This is a genomic window from Anthropogastromicrobium aceti (genome assembly GCF_020687335.1).
In the GTDB taxonomy this organism is placed as follows: Bacteria; Bacillota; Clostridia; order Lachnospirales; family Lachnospiraceae; genus Anthropogastromicrobium; species Anthropogastromicrobium aceti.
The window spans coordinates 46,889-63,509 of the sequence record NZ_JAJEQN010000022.1; the positions used below are offsets into that span (position 1 = coordinate 46,889).

Below are 16,621 nucleotides of genomic sequence, written 5' to 3' on the forward strand. Positions count from 1 at the left end.
TAAATGTTTTTTCAAAAGAAGTGAAATCTCCATTGTTATTCGATTGGACATGGTTTACAATAAAAGTTATACGCATTAGGGTAGATAATGTCGAAATGAAAAAGGAGGAGTTAGAAAATGATACGTTTATTTGAAGAACATCAGGTTAGAAAGACAACTGAGCTTTCTTCATCTTTGTGGGATTTTAGTCAGGTGACAGATGGAAAAAATACGCCGGTTGGAAAAGTAACGGTGCCGTCCTGTTGGGAAAGCTATCCTGGCTTTGAAGCTTACAGAGGACAAGGCTTGTATGAGCGTAGCTTTGAGGCAGACGGTGATGTGCGCATTGTCTTTAAGGGTGTCAGCCATACGGCAAAAGTTTTCGTGGACGGAAACCAAGTTGCAGAGCATTACAATGCATTTACTCAGTTTGAGGCAGTGGTCAAAAATTTGCCGTCAGGTGTTCATAAGTTAAGTGTCTTGGTGGATAACTCGTTTTCTGAGGCGTCTGCCCTTCATGTGGAAAATGATTACCAAAGCTATGGCGGTATTTCAAGGGGTGTGGTATTAGAAAAGCTTCCGAAACATTATATTAGACAGATGCATTTTACTCCTATTTATAAGGATGGTGGATGGTATGCAAGGATCAAGCTTGTGATTACATCACTTACTGAGGATAGGTGGGATGGAACTGTGAATGTCACGCTGAAAAATGGGGAGACAGAAGCCTTTTTGTGCAGCGAGACTTGTAGTATGAAAGAAAATGAAGACGAGCTTACGATTGAGACTGATGAGATTGCCTGCAAGGCTGTAAGTGCTTGGGCACCGGAGCATCCGACTCTTTATCAGGTAACGGCACGGCTTCAGGATGAGAGTGGCTGTGTGATTGATGATTTGACTGACCGTGTGGGCTTTCGTGAAGTGAAGACACAGGGAAAGGACATCCTTTTAAATGGAAAGAAGCTTCGCATTAAGGGCTTCTGCCGCCATGAGGATCATCCGCAATTTGGCTGTGCGCTGCCGCTTTCTGCAATCATGCAGGATTTGCAGCTTGCACGAGATATGGGAGCAAATTCAATTAGAACATCTCATTATCCAAATGATGAGCTGTTTCTTGATTTGTGTGATGAGCTTGGTATCTTAGTCTGGGAGGAGAATCATGCAAGAGGCTTAAGCGAAGAGCAGATGAGAAATCCAAACTTCGAGCGCCAGTGTGAGACTTGTATTCGCGAGATGATAGCAGCTCACTATAATCATCCGTCTATTTATATCTGGGGTATTTTAAATGAGTGCGCAAGTGATACCGAATACGGAAAATCTTGCTATAAGGCTCAGTTTGAGCTGATTGAGAGCTTAGACAAAACACGTCCGCGTTCATTCTCAAGCTGTCGCTTTAAGACTGATATCTGCTTTGATCTGGTCGATGTGGTTTCCTATAACATCTATCCAAAGTGGTATCACAACACACCGGTAGCCGAGTATCTGGATGATTTATATAAGTGGGTTCAGACAACACCGGGAGAGGGAAAGCCATTTTTAATCACTGAGGTTGGTGCAGGTGCAATCTATGGATACCGCACGTCGGCGAAGGTGAAGTGGTCTGAGGAGTATCAGGTGCAGGCACTTGAGGAGCAGTTAAATGCGATCTTGTCCTATGATGACTGTTCTGGTGTTTACATTTGGCAGTTTTGCGATGTGCGCGTAACAAATGATTGGTGGAACACCCGTCCAAGAACGATGAACAATAAGGGAATTGTGGATGAGTATAGAAGACCAAAGCTGGCCTATGAGACCGTAAAGAAAATCTTTTCGTCTGTTGATACATACAGAGAATAAGGCTTCAATTGAATGATACTTGTATGAAAAAAACACAAGTGAATCTAAAAAAATAGATGAAATAAGATAAAAAGTAACGAACATGGAAGGAAAACACGATGGAAAAACAGAAGAAGTTTTCACTGAAAAACTATCTGTATGAGTATAAATGGTGGTATGTGTTTGGCATAGCAATTTTGCTTTGTGTCGATCTGGCAAATATTTATATTCCGCAGTTTATCGGAGATATAATTGACGGACTGACAAATGAAACGCTGAAAAAAGCCGGAATTCCAATGATGCTCATGAAGATATTGATTGCAGGACTGATTATGATGTTTGGCCGTTTTGGATGGCGATACTGTATTTTTGGTGCATCCAGAAAGATTGAATATCGTCTTAGAAATGATATGTTTGGTCATTTGGAAACATTGTCGGCACGTTATTTTAATGAGCACAAAACAGGTGATCTGATGGCGCATTTTACAAATGATTTGGAGGCTGTGCGAGTGGCGGTAGGTATGGCTGTCATTACAACCTTTGATGCAGCTGTCATGTCAATTATGGTTATCATTAAAATGATCATATATGTTGATTTGCGTTTGACTGTGCTTGCATTTGTTCCAATGATTCTTGTTGCAATCGGATGTTATTTCTTTGGTGTTCAGATGAAAAAACGCCAGACTGCCAGACAGGAAGCCTTTTCATTTCTTTCAGATAAGGTGCAGGAAAGTATTTCTGGTATCCGTGTTTTAAAGGCTTTTGTTCAGGAGAAGAAGGATCTTGAGGAATTTCAAAAGGCAAATGAAAATAACATGGAAAAGAATCTTGCCGTTGTGAAGCTAAGGAGTTTGTTTGGACCACTGCTTGATTTGATTACGGGAATCAGTCTTCTTTTGACATTGATCATTGGAGGAAAAATGGTAATTAATGGAACTGTATCAGTTGGTCAGTTTGTTGCGTTCAACTCTTATATAGGTATGCTCGTATGGCCGATGATTGCTTGTGGTGACTGTATAAATACATTTAGTCAGGCATCAGCAGGCTATAAGCGTATCAAGGATATCTTCGATGAAAAGCCGGATATTATTGATAAGGTAAAAGAGAAGGATGGTGAGCATTTAACTGGTGATATAGAGCTGAAGAATCTGACATTTCAGTATCCAGATGGCGATACACCTGTTTTAAAGAATGTGAGTGTTCACATTAAACCAGGCGAGATGTTAGCAGTACTTGGACGAACTGGAAGCGGAAAGTCTACGCTTGCAGATCTGCTTCTTCGTGTATATGACTGCGAAAAAGGAATGCTTTTGATGGATGGAAGACCTATTGATGAGATTCCGCTTCATGTGCTTCACCGTGATGTGGCTTATGTGCCTCAGGAAAATTTTATGTTCTCAGATACACTTGAGGAAAATATAGCGTTTGGACTTGAGGATCGTATTTTTGATCATCCAAAGCTTCGCGATAATATTAAGGAAGCAGCTGAGGCGGCCTGCATTCACAGCAATATTATTGATTTCCCAGAAGGCTATCAGACACTTGTTGGAGAGCGTGGTGTAACGCTTTCAGGCGGTCAGAAGCAGCGAAGCTCTATTGCACGTGCGCTTCTTAAGAATGCCCCTGTATTGATTATGGATGACTCACTGTCTGCTGTCGATACAGATACAGAGGAGCAGATTTTAGAAAATCTGATTCGTCTGCGCAAGGGAAAAACAACGATTATTATCGCACATCGTGTTTCTACGCTTCAAAAGGCTGATCATATCGCAGTATTGACTGAGGGTGAGCTGACTGAGTATGGTACACATGATGAATTAATCCGCGAGGGCGGCTTCTATGCAAAGATTTATGAGAAGCAGCAGCTTGAGCAGGAATTAAATGAGATGTAAGGGGGTGCAGCAAGATGAGTTCAATGACAGATGACAAATTGGAAAGTAATTATAAAGGAAATGCGCTGCTGCATCTTTTGTCCTATATGAAACCGTATGCCGGATGGGTTATGCTTTGTCTGGTGCTTGTGCTGGCACTTACGGGATTTGATTTATATAGACCAACACTGATTGGAGATGCGATTGACAACTTCGAGACGCAGGGCGATTACAATGTAATTATTAATACAGCATGGAAATACGGTATTGTGCTTGTAGTAAGCTTTATTTTCAATATGGCACAGACCTGGATTTTGCAGAAGACTGGACAAAAGATCATTCTGACTGTAAGACGAGAGCTGTATATTCATATTCAAAGCTTAAGCAGCCGTTTCTTTGATCTGACGCCTGTTGGAAAGCTTGTCACAAGAGTGACAAATGATGTTGAAGCATTAAATGAGATGTATTCAGGCATTTTGGTGCGTTTATTTAGAAATATCGTAAAGATAATAGGACTGGCTGTTGTTATGATTGCACTTGACAGAGGACTGGCACTTGTTTCATTTGTGCTTCTGCCAGTTGTCATGGTGCTTACAGTTGTCTTTCGTGTTATTTCCAGAAAAACATATCGAATTGTACGCACAAAGCTTACAGATATCAATACATTTTTATCTGAGAATATTTCAGGAATGCGCGTCATTCAGATCTTTGGACGAGAGGAGCGAAAGTTCGAGGAGTTTAAGGATAAGGATTACAAGCTGTACCGCGCACACTACCGTGAGATGATGGTGTTTGCAATTTTTCGTCCGCTAATCTATATTTTAAGTGTATTGTCTTTAATGATAGTGCTTGGCATCGGAAGCAATGAGGTGTTAGATGGGGCAATTTCCATCGGAACTCTCTATATTTTCTCACAGTACATTCAGCAGTTCTTTGATCCGATTCAGGAGCTTGCCGAGCAGTTTTCAACACTGCAGTCATCAATAGCATCAGCAGAAAAGATATTTACAATTCTCGCTGAGGAGCCGCAGGTTAAGGAGGATGAAAATCCAATTGTATTGCCAAAGGTTCTTGGACGCATTGAGTTTGACCATGTGTGGTTTGCATATGATGGAGAACATTATGTACTTCGTGATGTTTCCTTTGTGATTGAGCCTGGTGAGAAGGTGGCATTTGTTGGTGCAACAGGAGCTGGAAAATCGTCTATTTTAAATCTAATCGGACGTTATTATGATATCCAGAAGGGTCATATTTATATTGACGGTGTGGATATTAGAAAGCTTTCCAAGAAGCAGCTTAGAAGTGCGATTGGACAGATGCAGCAGGATGTATTTATCTTTGAGGGAGATATTGAGTCAAATATTCGTTTGCACGACGATATCCCGTTTGAAGATGTGAGAGCTGCTGCCGAGTATGTTAATGCATCACATTTTATTGAAAAGCTTCCGAAAAAATATAAGGAGCCTGTTACAGAGCGTGGTGCAACTTTTTCAGCAGGAGAGAGACAGCTTCTTTCATTTGCAAGAACGCTTGCGCATAAGCCAGCAATTCTTGTAATGGATGAGGCAACAGCAAATATTGATACAGAGACTGAAATTTTAATTCAGGAAGCGCTTGAAAAGCTGATGAAGGGACGAACTACTATTATGGTAGCGCATCGTCTTTCAACAATTCAGCATGCTGACTGCATAATGGTTATGCATAAGGGAAAGATCAGAGAGCGTGGAACACATCAGGAACTTTTGGCACAGAACGGAATCTACAAAAAGCTTTATGAGCTGCAAATTCATCATGCGATATCATCATGATTGAAAATAAGACGATGATATTTATCGCGTAGAAGTTTCTCAGAAAAATGGACAGTGGGCATACAGTTCACCGATTTTTGTAAGAAACGTGTAAGGGAAAATATTCTTTACTTTAAACTGTAAAAGTTTAAATCAGCAGTTGACGTAATGTGCAGTATGGCTTATAATAAATCTATCTGTTGAGGTCGGGGGCAAGGCTTTTGCCCTCGATTGTCGTCATAGAGGGAATTTATTATAAGGAAGGGAAATGTTATGAAAAATCGAGAACGGCTTGGAAGCCGACTGGGCTTTATCATGCTGTCGGCTGGCTGTGCAATCGGCTGCGGCAATGTGTGGAAGTTTCCGTGGATGTGCGGACAAAATGGAGGCGGAGGCTTTATGCTGGTATATCTGGCGTGCCTTGTTTTATTAGGTCTTCCGGCAATTGTTATGGAGTTTGCAGTCGGACGAGCGTCGCAGGCAAGTCCAGTCTTTATGTATCGAAAACTGGAAAAAACAGGCCACAAATGGGGAATCTTTGGCATTGTATGTCTGATTGGAAATATTGCACTGATGGCATTTTATACTGTTGTTACTGGATGGATTATCTATTATTTCGTTAAGTTCTTAACTGGACAAAATGATAGTTTTGGTTTTGTGGCTATGATAACTAATCCAGGTGTAAATGTTACGTTCTTACTGGTTACAGTAGTTGCTGCATTTGCAATTTTAAGCTTTAATCTGCAGGGTGGTTTGGAGCGTGTAACAAAATACATGATGGTATCACTCTTGATTTTAATGATGGTACTTGCTATTCATGGTCTGACACTTTCAGGAGCAAAGGAAGGCTTAAAGTTCTATTTGGTTCCTGATTTTTCAAAAATTGATGGTTCAGTAGTCGTTAGTGCGATGAATCAAGCATTTTTCACGCTGTCAACAGGAATGGGCGGTATGGCAATATTTGGAAGCTATATCGGAAAGGATCGTTCTTTGATGGGCGAGTCTGTTCATGTAATTGTACTTGATACATTTGTCGCAGTTATCGCTGGTGTTATCATGTTCTGTGCATGCTTTACTTATGGACTTGAAGTTAATGCAGGACCAAGCCTCTTGTTTGATACAATGGCAACAGTATTCTCTCATATGCCTGGAGGACGCTGGTGGGGTGCGTTGTTCTTCTTGTTTATGGTATTTGCAGCTATGTCTACCGTGCTTGGCGTTTGCGAAAATATTCTTGCAATGGTTCGCGAGCTTACCGGATGGTCACGTCCAAAGGGATGCGTTGTCTGCGCGGCAGGAATCTTTGTACTTGCATTGACAACAGCACTTGGCTACAGCGTAATTAAATTCCAGCCATTTGCAGAGGGAACAGCATGGCTGGATTTATGGGATTTTATTGTATCTAACAATATCCTTCCGCTTGGATCACTTGTACTGGCACTGTTTTGCTGCAACAAGTTTGGATGGGGCTGGGATAAGTTTGTGGAAGAGGCTAATACAGGAAAGGGCCTTAAGATAAAGTCATGGATGAAGCCAATCTTCAAATATTTTGTTCCGGCAGCAATTTTGTTTATCTATATTTATGGAATGATTAATTTCCAGTGGAAATAAAAACAACACCTCGCATCGTATTTTACTAGTACGGTGTGAGGTGCTTTTTTGTATGAGCAAGGCGAAAAGAAGAGTTTACTCAGCAGTAGTTAATACATACTTTGCAGTGTTTATGGCAGCATCCTTTCCAACTTCATTATATCCGGCCTGATAATAATGGAAAGAATCCTTCATCAGTCCTCGTGCTTTCATTGTTTCAAACAGGCGGCTGACGACTGTGATATCTTTTCTGTGTTCTGCAAATGAATACTGGGCATTTCTGATCTCATTGTAGCAGATATCATCAGCTGTTCCATTATAAGCGCCAATTCCAATTAAAAAACAATGTGTAATTCCGACAGCCTTTAGCTTTTCATACATTTGCATAAACTGTTTTGTATATTCGTCAGCACTTGTATGGTGATCTCCGTCAGATTCTCCCTGACACCAAAGAAGATACTGATGGCGAAGGGTAATATTATGCTGTTCGCAGAATGTTTGCGCGCTTTTTAAACGTGTTATTGTATCTGTAAGATAGTCATCGTGATCCTGCCAGTTTGCGATGACAGAGCCGCCTTTGCTTGATGACAGGCCGAGAACTGGAACACCTGTATTTTGAAAATAGGTATTTACAAAAGAAGTGACAAGTGAGCCAGTCTTCATACCTGGCTCAAAAATACCAGTGGGATTATTTTCCAGAGCACCAAAAGGCTCTGCGATTGGATAAAGTCTGTTTGGATCAGAGATTGCGCGAAATTCAGCACCAGCACCAGAAATTAAGTCAGGTGCACCTTCTGGAAATTGTGTACAGGCAATGCCGCGGCCAGCCATATTGGACTGTCCGGCGAATAAAAATAAATCATATGTTGTCATAAGTCCACCTTCTGTTATAGTATTTTTCAAGTGGAGTATAGCACTGAAAGTGCTGATACACAAGTGCAAAAAAATTGTGAAAGTCATTCACCTTCGGGTTAGATTTAATTTGGATGTGAATGGGGTTAAGAATAGTTACAAAAGATATAAAAGTGTGGTACTATAAGAGTGGTTTTGAGGATTTCACTTTAGAAAGGAAATATTATGCATACAAAGGAATCATTAAAAAAGCAGCTTGCAGCGATGGGACTTACAGGGGAAGAAACAATTTTAATTCATTCTTCTATGAAGGCAATCGGTGAAACACAAAAAGGAGCCGATACGGTGTTAGATGCTTTGATGGAGTTTTTTGAAAAGGGTTTATTGCTTCTTCCGACACATACATGGAAGACGATAAATGCAGAGAATCCTGTTTTTGATGTGGATAATGAACCTGCATGTGTGGGGATTTTACCTAATTTATTTTTGAAACGTCCTGGTGTGATTCGCTCATTGCATCCGACTCACAGTATGGCAGGCTACGGAAAAGATGCTGCGTCATATTTGGCTGGGGAAGAAATGCGCAATACACCGTGTACACCAGGCGGCTGTTATGATCGTTTAAAGGATGTCGGAGGCAAAATTCTCTTAGTTGGGGTTGGTCATGAGCGAAATACATACATCCATAGTGTAGAGGAAGTGCTCAATGTGCCAAATAGACTGTCTGACATGCCAGTTCTTATGAAAATCGTGCAGCATGGAAAAAAGCCAGTTTCTGTCTATATGAGAAAGCACTATAACTCACAGCAGCCACATATTTCTGAGGATTTTGTTAAGCTTAATCGGGCATTTGATGAATGTGGAGCAGCAGTACATACTGTATTTGGATCAGCAGAGTGTATTTTGTGCGATGCAAGACGTATTTTTGAAGTGACTCGCCATGTGATAGCACCTGATCCAGAGTGTCTGATGACGGGAGGAGAAATTGCACCTGAAAGATGGCAGGAATTTATAAGATAAAAAGGATATGATAAAAGCAATGGGGAGGGCTCCATTGCTTTTTTTACTTGACTTTTACATTCCTTTTCCGAAACGAGGATAGTATGTAAGGCGAAACGCCTGCTATTATAAATGACGTGAGACAGAGAATGAAATGAAAAAAGACACCTGTTGTTCTGTCTGACGCTTTAAATAGACAGAATTGATTGGAAAGGAATTGTATGTCAGAAATCACACTGAAAAATGTAAGCAAGAAATATGAAAATGGAAACTTCGCGGTACGAGAGTTTAATCTGGACATTCATGACAAAGAATTTATTATTTTTGTAGGTCCGTCTGGCTGCGGAAAGTCCACCACACTTCGTATGATAGCAGGACTTGAGGATATCACGGATGGTGAGCTTTGGATTGATGGGCAGTTATGTAACTACATAGAGCCTCAGCAGCGTGGGATGTCTATGGTATTTCAAAATTATGCATTGTATCCTAATATGACTGTATACGGAAACATAGCGTTTGCATTGAAAATTCGCAAGGTTCCTAAGGCAGAGATTGACCGTCAGGTGCATGAGGTTGCAAAGATTTTGGAGATTGAGCATCTGCTTGATCGCCGTCCAAGTGCATTGTCAGGCGGTCAAAAGCAGCGTGTTGCAATTGGAAGCGCTATTATTCGTCAGCCGAAAGCCTTTTTGATGGATGAGCCGCTTTCAAATTTAGATGCAAAGCTTAGGACACAGATGCGTGTTGAGCTGGCAAAACTTCATAAGAAATTAAATACAACGATTATTTATGTAACACATGATCAGACAGAGGCAATGACACTTGCAAGTAAGATTGTCGTTATGAAGGGCGGTGTGGTGCAGCAGGCGGCAGCACCGGCAGCGATCTACAACCATCCGGCAAACAAATTTGTCGCAGGCTTTATCGGATCACCAAGTATGAATTTCTTTGAGGCAAAGGTCAGTGCTTTAGGAGAAAAGAAAAATAAGGCTGTATTAAGTTTTGGCGAAAATCAGGAGAAAATGGTGATTATTGATGGTCCGAGAGGTGAAGTTCTTGCACGAAGCAGAAATGGACAGCATGTCATCATGGGTATTAGGCCAGAGGATATCACAGATTATGAGAATGCTGTAAAAGGTGGCTTTGAGAGAAGCAGCATTGGAATTACAGAGAGAATCACGGCAAGAGAAATGCTTGGCTCGGAGGTATTCTTGTATTTTGATGAGTGTGACACAAACTACTCAGTTCGATTAAAACCGAACAATACAACACAGCCAAATGAGAAAATGACATTTTATTTTAATCCTAATAAGGTGCATATCTTTGATTGTAATACAGAGGAAAATCTGTTTTAACGCTGCCTGTAGTCAGGAAAGGAAACAAAGAAAAAATGAAAATTAAAAAGAAATTAAGTCTGACGTCATATTGTTATTTACTGCCGTGTATGTTGGTATTTGCCGTATTCTTATTTTATCCGTTTGTAAAGACTGTGTATTTGAGTCTATTTAAAACGAACAAATACGGACAGGCAAAGCTGTTTGTAGGACTGGAAAATTACACAGATCTGCTGACATCAGCAAGCTTTCAAAACAGTCTTAAGGTAACAATGATTTATGTTGTGATTGTTGTGCTTGGAAGTATGTTTTTGGGACTCGTAACAGCAGTTTTATGTAATAAGGCATTTCCTGGTATTCGCGTATTTTCAACTGCCTATGCTCTTCCAATGGCAATTGCCTCCAGTTCGGCAGCTATGATTTTTAAGATCATGCTTAATCCTTCAATCGGTATTGTAAATAAGCTTCTGGGAACGAATATCAATTGGTTTAACGATCCGAAGACAGCGCTGATATGTGTGGCAGTTTTGACTGCATGGCTAAACAGCGGAATCAATTTTTTGTATTTTTCTGCAGGTCTTGGAAATATTGATGAGTCGATTTATGAGCGCGCATCTGTGGATGGTGCGAATGGCATTCAAAAATTCTTTAGCCTTACACTTCCAGGATTATCGCCAATTATGTTCTACACATTAGTTGTAAACATCATTCAGGCATTCCAGTCTTTTGGACAGATTAAGATTCTGACAGAGGGCGGTCCAAGCGAATCAACAAATGTAATTGTTTATTCGATTTATCGAAATGCATTTTTCAACTATCGCTTTGGAACAGCAGCTGCACAGTCAGTTATTTTATTCTTTATTATTATGCTTATCACGCTTGTGATGTTTAAGATGGAAAAGAAGGGAGTGAACTACTGATGGAAAATAATGTTGTAATCAAAAATGGAGTCGGAACTATGAGCGCAGCTGAGCTTGTATCGATCAAGCAGCAGATGAATCACAAGGCACTTGTCAGAAGACGTACAAAAATGGCACTTCGTTTGGCTGCAAATGTGATGGTGGGCGCAGTCATTTTACTGCCGCTTCTCTATGCGATAAGTATTGCATTTATGCCATCAAATGAATTATACACACTTGATATGAACTTGCTTCCGAAAAAGCCAACTTTTCAAAATTTCATAGATGCATTCAAGAATGTACCGCTTCTTCGATTCATCGGAAACTCATTTCTTGTGGCAAGTTTGATCACAGTCGGACAGATCATCACATGTTCACTGGCAGCGTTTGCTTTTTCATTCCTTGATTTTAAGGGAAAGGGTGTACTTTTCATGGTTGTTATGGCAACTATGATGGTGCCGGGAGAGGCAACGATTATTTCTAACTACCTGACGATGAGCCAGTTAAAGATGCTTGATACATACCAGGTATTGATTATTCCTTACCTGACATCTGCAACAGGAATCTTTTTATTCAGACAGTTTTACATGACATTTCCGATCTCACTGTATGAGTCGGCAAAGCTTGACGGCTGCACCAATTTGAAATTTATCGTTAAAATATTGCTTCCACTTACAAAATCCTCCATTGGAGCAATGGCGATTTATACTTTCATTAATGCATGGAACATGTATATGTGGCCGCTTCTTGTAACTGGATCATCAAATATGAGAACAGTTCAGATCGGAATTAGTATGCTTGACAGCATTGATTCACAGTCGGTTACAATGATGATTGCAGGTGTTGTCATGATTATTATTCCTTCAATATCAATTTTTATCATAGGACAGAAACAATTGATCCGCGGTATGTTCTCCGGAGCCGTAAAGGGCTGACGGTTTACATAAAAAGCAAATATTTTCTATAAAAATAGTAAAATATTTGCTGTATGTTCAACACCTGTGTCCGCGCTGTAATCACAGGTAAATATTAAAACTATAATAATGACGAAGAAAGCAGCGCAGAAAGAGGAATTTATGAAGAAGAAGTTAACCGCATCCGTATTAGCAGTAGCAAGTGTACTGAGCATGAGTACTGGAATGGTATTTGCCGATGAGACAACAGCAGAAGTACCAGAGATTGAGATGGCGGATGCATCTGAGGTTGACAAAACTACAATCAGCTTCTGGCATTCAATGGGTGGTGTCAACGGACAGGCAATTGATACATTAGTTCAGAAGTTTAATGATGAGAATGAATATGGTATCACTGTAGAGGCTGAGTATCAGGGAAGCTACGATGATGCACTTAACAAGCTTAAGAGCGCGCAGATTGGAAATATGGGTGCTGATCTTGTTCAGGTTTATGAAATTGGAACTCGTTTTATGATTGAGTCTGGCTGGATCGTTCCAATGCAGTCTATGGTTAATGCAGATGAGTATGACACTTCTGTTCTGGAGTCAAACTTAGCAGCTTATTATACTATTAATGATATGCTGTATTCTATGCCATTCAATTCCTCTACTCCGCTTATGTATTACAATAAGGATATGTTTGATGCAGCAGGCATTACCGAGATTCCGGATAGCTTAGAGTCAATTGCCCAGATCGGTGATAAGCTGCTTGATAGTGGCGCACAGGAAGTCATGTCTCTTGGTATCTATGGCTGGTTCTTTGAGCAATTTATCGGAAAGCAGGGCTTAGAGTACGCAAATAATGGAAATGGAAGAACTGAGGCTGCAACTGCAGTTGCATTTGATGAGAATGGTGCAGCAGCAAATATCTTAAATGAGTGGAAGAATCTTTACGATTTAGGCTATGCTCCAAATGTTGGAAAGGGCGGTGATGCAGGTCTGGCTGATTTCTCAGCAGGAAAATCTGCAATCACACTTGGTTCCACCGCATCTTTAAAGCAGATTTTGCAGGATGTAGACGGCAAGTTTGAGGTAGGAACTGCATATTTTCCTAAGGTAAAGTCCTCAGACGAGGGTGGCGTTTCCATAGGAGGTGCATCTTTGTGGGCACTTGATAATAACGATCCAAAGAAGCTTCGCGCAACATGGGAGTTTGTAAAGTTCTTAATTTCCCCAGAGTCACAGGCATTCTGGAATGCAGAGACAGGTTATTTCCCAGTAAACGTAGATGCACACGATGAGGATGTATTCAAGGAAAACATCGAAAAGTATCCTCAGTTTGAGACTGCAATTGATCAGCTGCATGATTCAGCACCACAGTATGCAGGCGCATTGTTAAGTGTATTCTCAGAGGCACGCGCAATCGTAGAGTCCGAGATCGAGAGCATGTTAAATGGAAACGAGACCGTAGACGAGGCAGTGGACAGCATGGCATCCCAGATCAATGATGCGATCGAGGAGTATAATTTGGTAAACAACTAATTTGGTTTGCTGATTCACAGTTTTTCTTTTGAACTTAGTGTGGTATAATAACAATAACAAGGGCGGCAGGGCATATGCCCTGTCGCTTTTCGATAGAATAAAATAAGAAAGCAGGTAAGATATGACAAAGATATTTGCACATAGAGGCGCAAGTGCATATGCGCCGGAAAATACAATGGAGGCCTTTGAGTTAGCAGCAAAACAGGGCGCAGACGGCATTGAGTTAGATGTTCATGTGACAAAGGATGGCGAAGTTGTGGTGACACATGATGAAAAGATTGATCGTGTCAGCAACGGAAGCGGTTTTATTAAGGACATGACGCTGCGCGAATTAAAGCGTCTGTCTTTTCATAATCACATGGAGTCTTATGTGGGAGCAGGTATTCCGACGCTTCGCGAGGTTCTCGAATATGTCAGTACAACAAATATGGATGTAAATATAGAGTTAAAGACTGGAATTTACTGGTATCCGCAGATTGAAGAAAAGACAGCTTTTATTGTCCAGGAAACGGGAATGCATGACAGAGTGATTTATTCTTCCTTTAATCATCACAGTATTGCAAAGATTAAGGAAATTGACAGTACAGCAGAGACAGCATGGCTGTTTTCAGATGTCATTTTGGATGTAGAGAAATATGCAAAGCAAAATGGTGTAGAGGGTCTTCATCCAGCTGTTTATCATATGTATATGTCTGATTTTATGAAAAGATGGAACGAGAGCGGCGAGAAGGTGCGCGTATGGACTGTAAATAATGAAAAGGATATGAAAAATTTTATTGAGAATGATTTAGAGGCAGTTATCACTAATTATCCTGATGTCGCATTACGAGTAAGAAGAGAGGTAACAGGATGCTGAGCAACAAAAAGCTTTTTTTATTTGATATTGACGGAACTGTGTGTCAGGGTGAGCGATTGATCGACGGCACAACGCAGTTCCTTGAGGATATCCGTCAAAGCGGAGGTCAGTTTGTCTTTATAACAAACAATTCCACAAAGAGCATTCAGGACTATATCTTGAAGTTTCAAAAGCTCGGAATTAAAACCGATTACAGCAATTTCATTACAGCATCTTACGCGACGGTTCATTATTTAAAGAAAAATTATACTGATAAGCTGATCTATGTGATGGGGACAAAATCATTGATCAGGGAGTTGAAAAAAAGCGGGATACGTGTGACAACTGACTGTGAGGATCCAGAGATTGCATGTGTGCTTGTCGCATACGACAATGAGCTGACTTATGAAAAGCTGACAGATACATGCAAGATTCTTTCCACGAGAGAGGTAGGCTATGTGGCGACAAATCCAGATCTGGTGTGTCCGATTGAATTTGGATTCGTGCCAGATTGCGGTGCAATGTGCCAGATGATTGAGCATGCCGTAAAGAAAAAGCCGTATTTTATCGGAAAGCCAGAGCCAGGAATGGTTGATATGTCTGTTGCGCAGAATCATTTTACAAAGGATGAAACATTAGTAATTGGAGATCGTTTATATACCGACATTTTATCTGGCATCAATGCAGGTGTCGAGACAGCGCTTGTACTTACAGGAGAAGCCACAAGAAAAGATGCTGAAGAAAGCAGCTACAAGCCAGATTATATTTTTCCGACAGTGCGCGAACTTCACGAGGCGTGGAAGTGACCATGGTGACAGGGACGGTGGCTCAAAATGTGTCACTACTGGCTCGATATGTGTCCCTAAAATATCATGATATTAAAAAAAAGCCTGAAAGTTCAAGAAAAGAGCTTTCAGGCTTTTTTGTGTCTTTACTAGAATGCAGTCAAGTTGAGAGGAACAAAAGTTCACAAATTTGAGCCACCAGGGACACTAATCTGACCACCGTGCCTGTCCCCAATGTGGTCCGGAGATGTCACCGGTCTGGTTGACAGCAGCAATCATGTAGTGGTAAGATACCAGTACAACAGCTGGGGCAAGGTAACGTCAACACAGGATAATAGTGGTGTGTCCCTTGCAACGCTGAATCCATTTTGCTACCGAAAGTATGTCTATGATCCAGAGACAGGACTGTACTGTCTGGGAAGCCGCTATTACGATCCGGAAGTTGGAAGGTTTATGAATGCGGACGACTTTGAAACACTGACCTATCAGTTGGATTCTGTACAGGGAAAGAATCTGTATCAGTACTGCTTTAATAATCCGGTTAACATGGAAGATGAAGACGGTGGCTGGCCAAAGTGGGTAACACAAGTTCTGGTTGGAACTGCGGTAATTGAAGCCGCAGCCGCATTAACAGTTGCAACAGCTGGAACAGGAACAGCGCTTGCAGCAGTTGCAGTAGGGGCGTTAAAAGGCTCTGTAATAGGTGCGATTGGTGGTGCAGCAGTTGGAGCAACAAGTGGAGCTATTGCAATTAGAATATCAACCGGCAGTTGGAAAAATTCAGGAACAGCAGCTTTAAAGTGGGGTGCAGTGGGATTTACAACTGGAGCAATAGCAGGAGCGGCTATTGGTGCAGGAGCAGGACTTATAAAAAACAAAAATTTTGAAATACAGGCAGTTGGACGATTGAAATCAAAAGGAGCAACTGGAAAGGGACATTTAGGAGAATAGATTAAGAAAAGCTATTCCATAAATATATTAGTATATACTTTGATATTTTATATAAGAAAAAATAACAAATTTTCTAGTACCTTATACATAATAGGTGCTAGAAAATTTGTTCTGTGTAGAGCATTAATAAAGAAGGAAGTGGCTATATGAAAAAGTTTTCGACAGAGGAAATAACAAATATTATAAGTAATGAAACAAATATCTGGGAACAATTCAAACAAAATATGAAGATGTGGGAGAAAAAACTAGAAGTGTATGGAATTGATATAAAACTAGAACAATATTGGGAAAATAATATATATGATCCAGATGAAATATTTAACAAAAGAGTTGAGTTTCGAGCAGGATATCAATACTATTGTAGTTTTGTCTTGTTAAAGGATGGAAAAGAAATTGATAGTGAAAAGGTATATATGGGAGGAGAGTATATGTTTGTAGAAATACAAAATAAATGTATCTTTCCAAGATTATCAAAAAAATTTTGTGATT

The 16,621-nt window shown here is 40.5% G+C and carries 14 protein-coding genes; 13 read left to right on the top strand and 1 reads right to left on the bottom strand.

Annotated elements, in window-relative coordinates; genetic code table 11:
- The first annotated feature begins 117 nt into the window (after positions 1 to 117).
- The 4 genes from LKD48_RS09495 (at position 118) to LKD48_RS09510 (ending at position 7,063) form a co-directional block, all read left to right on the top strand.
- Positions 118 to 1,815 (top strand): glycoside hydrolase family 2 protein, encoded by a 1,698-nt coding sequence (locus tag LKD48_RS09495; protein ID WP_308731881.1) that lies wholly within the window; start codon positions 118 to 120, stop codon positions 1,813 to 1,815.
- A gap of 98 nt (positions 1,816 to 1,913) precedes the next feature.
- Complete coding sequence (locus LKD48_RS09500; protein ID WP_308731882.1) at positions 1,914 to 3,686, top strand: ABC transporter ATP-binding protein; 1,773 nt, start codon at positions 1,914 to 1,916, stop codon at positions 3,684 to 3,686.
- 14 nt (positions 3,687 to 3,700) lie between these two features.
- Positions 3,701 to 5,473 carry an ABC transporter ATP-binding protein gene (locus tag LKD48_RS09505; RefSeq protein WP_308731883.1) on the top strand — a complete coding sequence of 591 codons (1,773 nt, stop codon included), beginning with the start codon at positions 3,701 to 3,703 and terminating at the stop codon, positions 5,471 to 5,473.
- 252 nt (positions 5,474 to 5,725) lie between these two features.
- The gene (locus LKD48_RS09510; RefSeq protein WP_066556853.1) at positions 5,726 to 7,063 is read left to right on the top strand and encodes a sodium-dependent transporter; all 1,338 of its coding nucleotides are present in this window, start codon (positions 5,726 to 5,728) and stop codon (positions 7,061 to 7,063) included.
- Between the two features lie 75 nt (positions 7,064 to 7,138).
- Here LKD48_RS09510 and LKD48_RS09515 read toward each other — a convergent pair whose 3' ends face one another.
- Positions 7,139 to 7,915 carry a sialate O-acetylesterase gene (locus tag LKD48_RS09515; protein WP_308731884.1) on the bottom strand — a complete coding sequence of 259 codons (777 nt, stop codon included), beginning with the start codon at positions 7,913 to 7,915 and terminating at the stop codon, positions 7,139 to 7,141.
- Between the two features lie 204 nt (positions 7,916 to 8,119).
- On the opposite strand from LKD48_RS09515, the gene LKD48_RS09520 reads away from it, so the two are divergent.
- The 9 genes from LKD48_RS09520 to LKD48_RS09560 all read left to right on the top strand — a co-directional run.
- Positions 8,120 to 8,914: an AAC(3) family N-acetyltransferase gene (locus LKD48_RS09520; protein WP_308731885.1), complete on the top strand. Its 795-nt coding sequence runs from the start codon at positions 8,120 to 8,122 to the stop codon at positions 8,912 to 8,914.
- A 200-nt stretch (positions 8,915 to 9,114) separates the two neighbouring features.
- The gene (locus tag LKD48_RS09525) at positions 9,115 to 10,248 is read left to right on the top strand and encodes an ABC transporter ATP-binding protein (protein WP_308731886.1); all 1,134 of its coding nucleotides are present in this window, start codon (positions 9,115 to 9,117) and stop codon (positions 10,246 to 10,248) included.
- A 35-nt stretch (positions 10,249 to 10,283) separates the two neighbouring features.
- On the top strand, positions 10,284 to 11,147 hold the full coding sequence (locus tag LKD48_RS09530) for a carbohydrate ABC transporter permease (RefSeq protein ID WP_308731887.1): 864 nt from the start codon (positions 10,284 to 10,286) through the stop codon (positions 11,145 to 11,147).
- Positions 11,147 to 12,061 carry a carbohydrate ABC transporter permease gene (locus LKD48_RS09535; protein WP_308731888.1) on the top strand — a complete coding sequence of 305 codons (915 nt, stop codon included), beginning with the start codon at positions 11,147 to 11,149 and terminating at the stop codon, positions 12,059 to 12,061. Before LKD48_RS09530 ends, LKD48_RS09535 begins: the two co-directional genes overlap by 1 nt.
- 141 nt (positions 12,062 to 12,202) lie before the next feature.
- Positions 12,203 to 13,561 carry an ABC transporter substrate-binding protein gene (locus LKD48_RS09540; RefSeq protein WP_308731889.1) on the top strand — a complete coding sequence of 453 codons (1,359 nt, stop codon included), beginning with the start codon at positions 12,203 to 12,205 and terminating at the stop codon, positions 13,559 to 13,561.
- A gap of 121 nt (positions 13,562 to 13,682) precedes the next feature.
- Positions 13,683 to 14,417: a glycerophosphodiester phosphodiesterase gene (locus LKD48_RS09545; protein WP_308731890.1), complete on the top strand. Its 735-nt coding sequence runs from the start codon at positions 13,683 to 13,685 to the stop codon at positions 14,415 to 14,417.
- Entirely contained in the window at positions 14,411 to 15,202 is a 792-nt protein-coding gene (locus tag LKD48_RS09550; RefSeq protein ID WP_308731891.1) for an HAD-IIA family hydrolase, read from the top strand. Before LKD48_RS09545 ends, LKD48_RS09550 begins: the two co-directional genes overlap by 7 nt.
- A gap of 213 nt (positions 15,203 to 15,415) precedes the next feature.
- Positions 15,416 to 16,132, top strand: a complete 717-nt coding sequence (locus LKD48_RS09555; RefSeq protein WP_308731892.1) for an RHS repeat-associated core domain-containing protein — start codon at positions 15,416 to 15,418, stop codon at positions 16,130 to 16,132.
- 146 nt (positions 16,133 to 16,278) lie between these two features.
- On the top strand, positions 16,279 to 16,621 hold a 343-nt coding region (locus tag LKD48_RS09560; RefSeq protein ID WP_308731893.1), incomplete at its 3' end, for a hypothetical protein.

What these genes read in the sequence shown, in the direction of transcription:
- LKD48_RS09525 (WP_308731886.1), top strand. Translation starts at nt 9,115, where the DNA reads ATGTCAGAAATCACACTGAAAAATGTAAGCAAGAAATATGAAAATGGA.
- LKD48_RS09530 (WP_308731887.1), top strand. Translation starts at nt 10,284, where the DNA reads ATGAAAATTAAAAAGAAATTAAGTCTGACGTCATATTGTTATTTACTG.
- LKD48_RS09540 (WP_308731889.1), top strand. Translation starts at nt 12,203, where the DNA reads ATGAAGAAGAAGTTAACCGCATCCGTATTAGCAGTAGCAAGTGTACTG.
- LKD48_RS09550 (WP_308731891.1), top strand. Translation starts at nt 14,411, where the DNA reads ATGCTGAGCAACAAAAAGCTTTTTTTATTTGATATTGACGGAACTGTG.
- LKD48_RS09500 (WP_308731882.1), top strand. Translation starts at nt 1,914, where the DNA reads ATGGAAAAACAGAAGAAGTTTTCACTGAAAAACTATCTGTATGAGTAT.
- LKD48_RS09545 (WP_308731890.1), top strand. Translation starts at nt 13,683, where the DNA reads ATGACAAAGATATTTGCACATAGAGGCGCAAGTGCATATGCGCCGGAA.
- LKD48_RS09535 (WP_308731888.1), top strand. Translation starts at nt 11,147, where the DNA reads ATGGAAAATAATGTTGTAATCAAAAATGGAGTCGGAACTATGAGCGCA.
- LKD48_RS09495 (WP_308731881.1), top strand. Translation starts at nt 118, where the DNA reads ATGATACGTTTATTTGAAGAACATCAGGTTAGAAAGACAACTGAGCTT.
- LKD48_RS09505 (WP_308731883.1), top strand. Translation starts at nt 3,701, where the DNA reads ATGAGTTCAATGACAGATGACAAATTGGAAAGTAATTATAAAGGAAAT.
- LKD48_RS09515 (WP_308731884.1), bottom strand. Translation starts at nt 7,915, where the DNA reads ATGACAACATATGATTTATTTTTATTCGCCGGACAGTCCAATATGGCT.
- LKD48_RS09520 (WP_308731885.1), top strand. Translation starts at nt 8,120, where the DNA reads ATGCATACAAAGGAATCATTAAAAAAGCAGCTTGCAGCGATGGGACTT.
- LKD48_RS09510 (WP_066556853.1), top strand. Translation starts at nt 5,726, where the DNA reads ATGAAAAATCGAGAACGGCTTGGAAGCCGACTGGGCTTTATCATGCTG.
- LKD48_RS09555 (WP_308731892.1), top strand. Translation starts at nt 15,416, where the DNA reads ATGTGGTCCGGAGATGTCACCGGTCTGGTTGACAGCAGCAATCATGTA.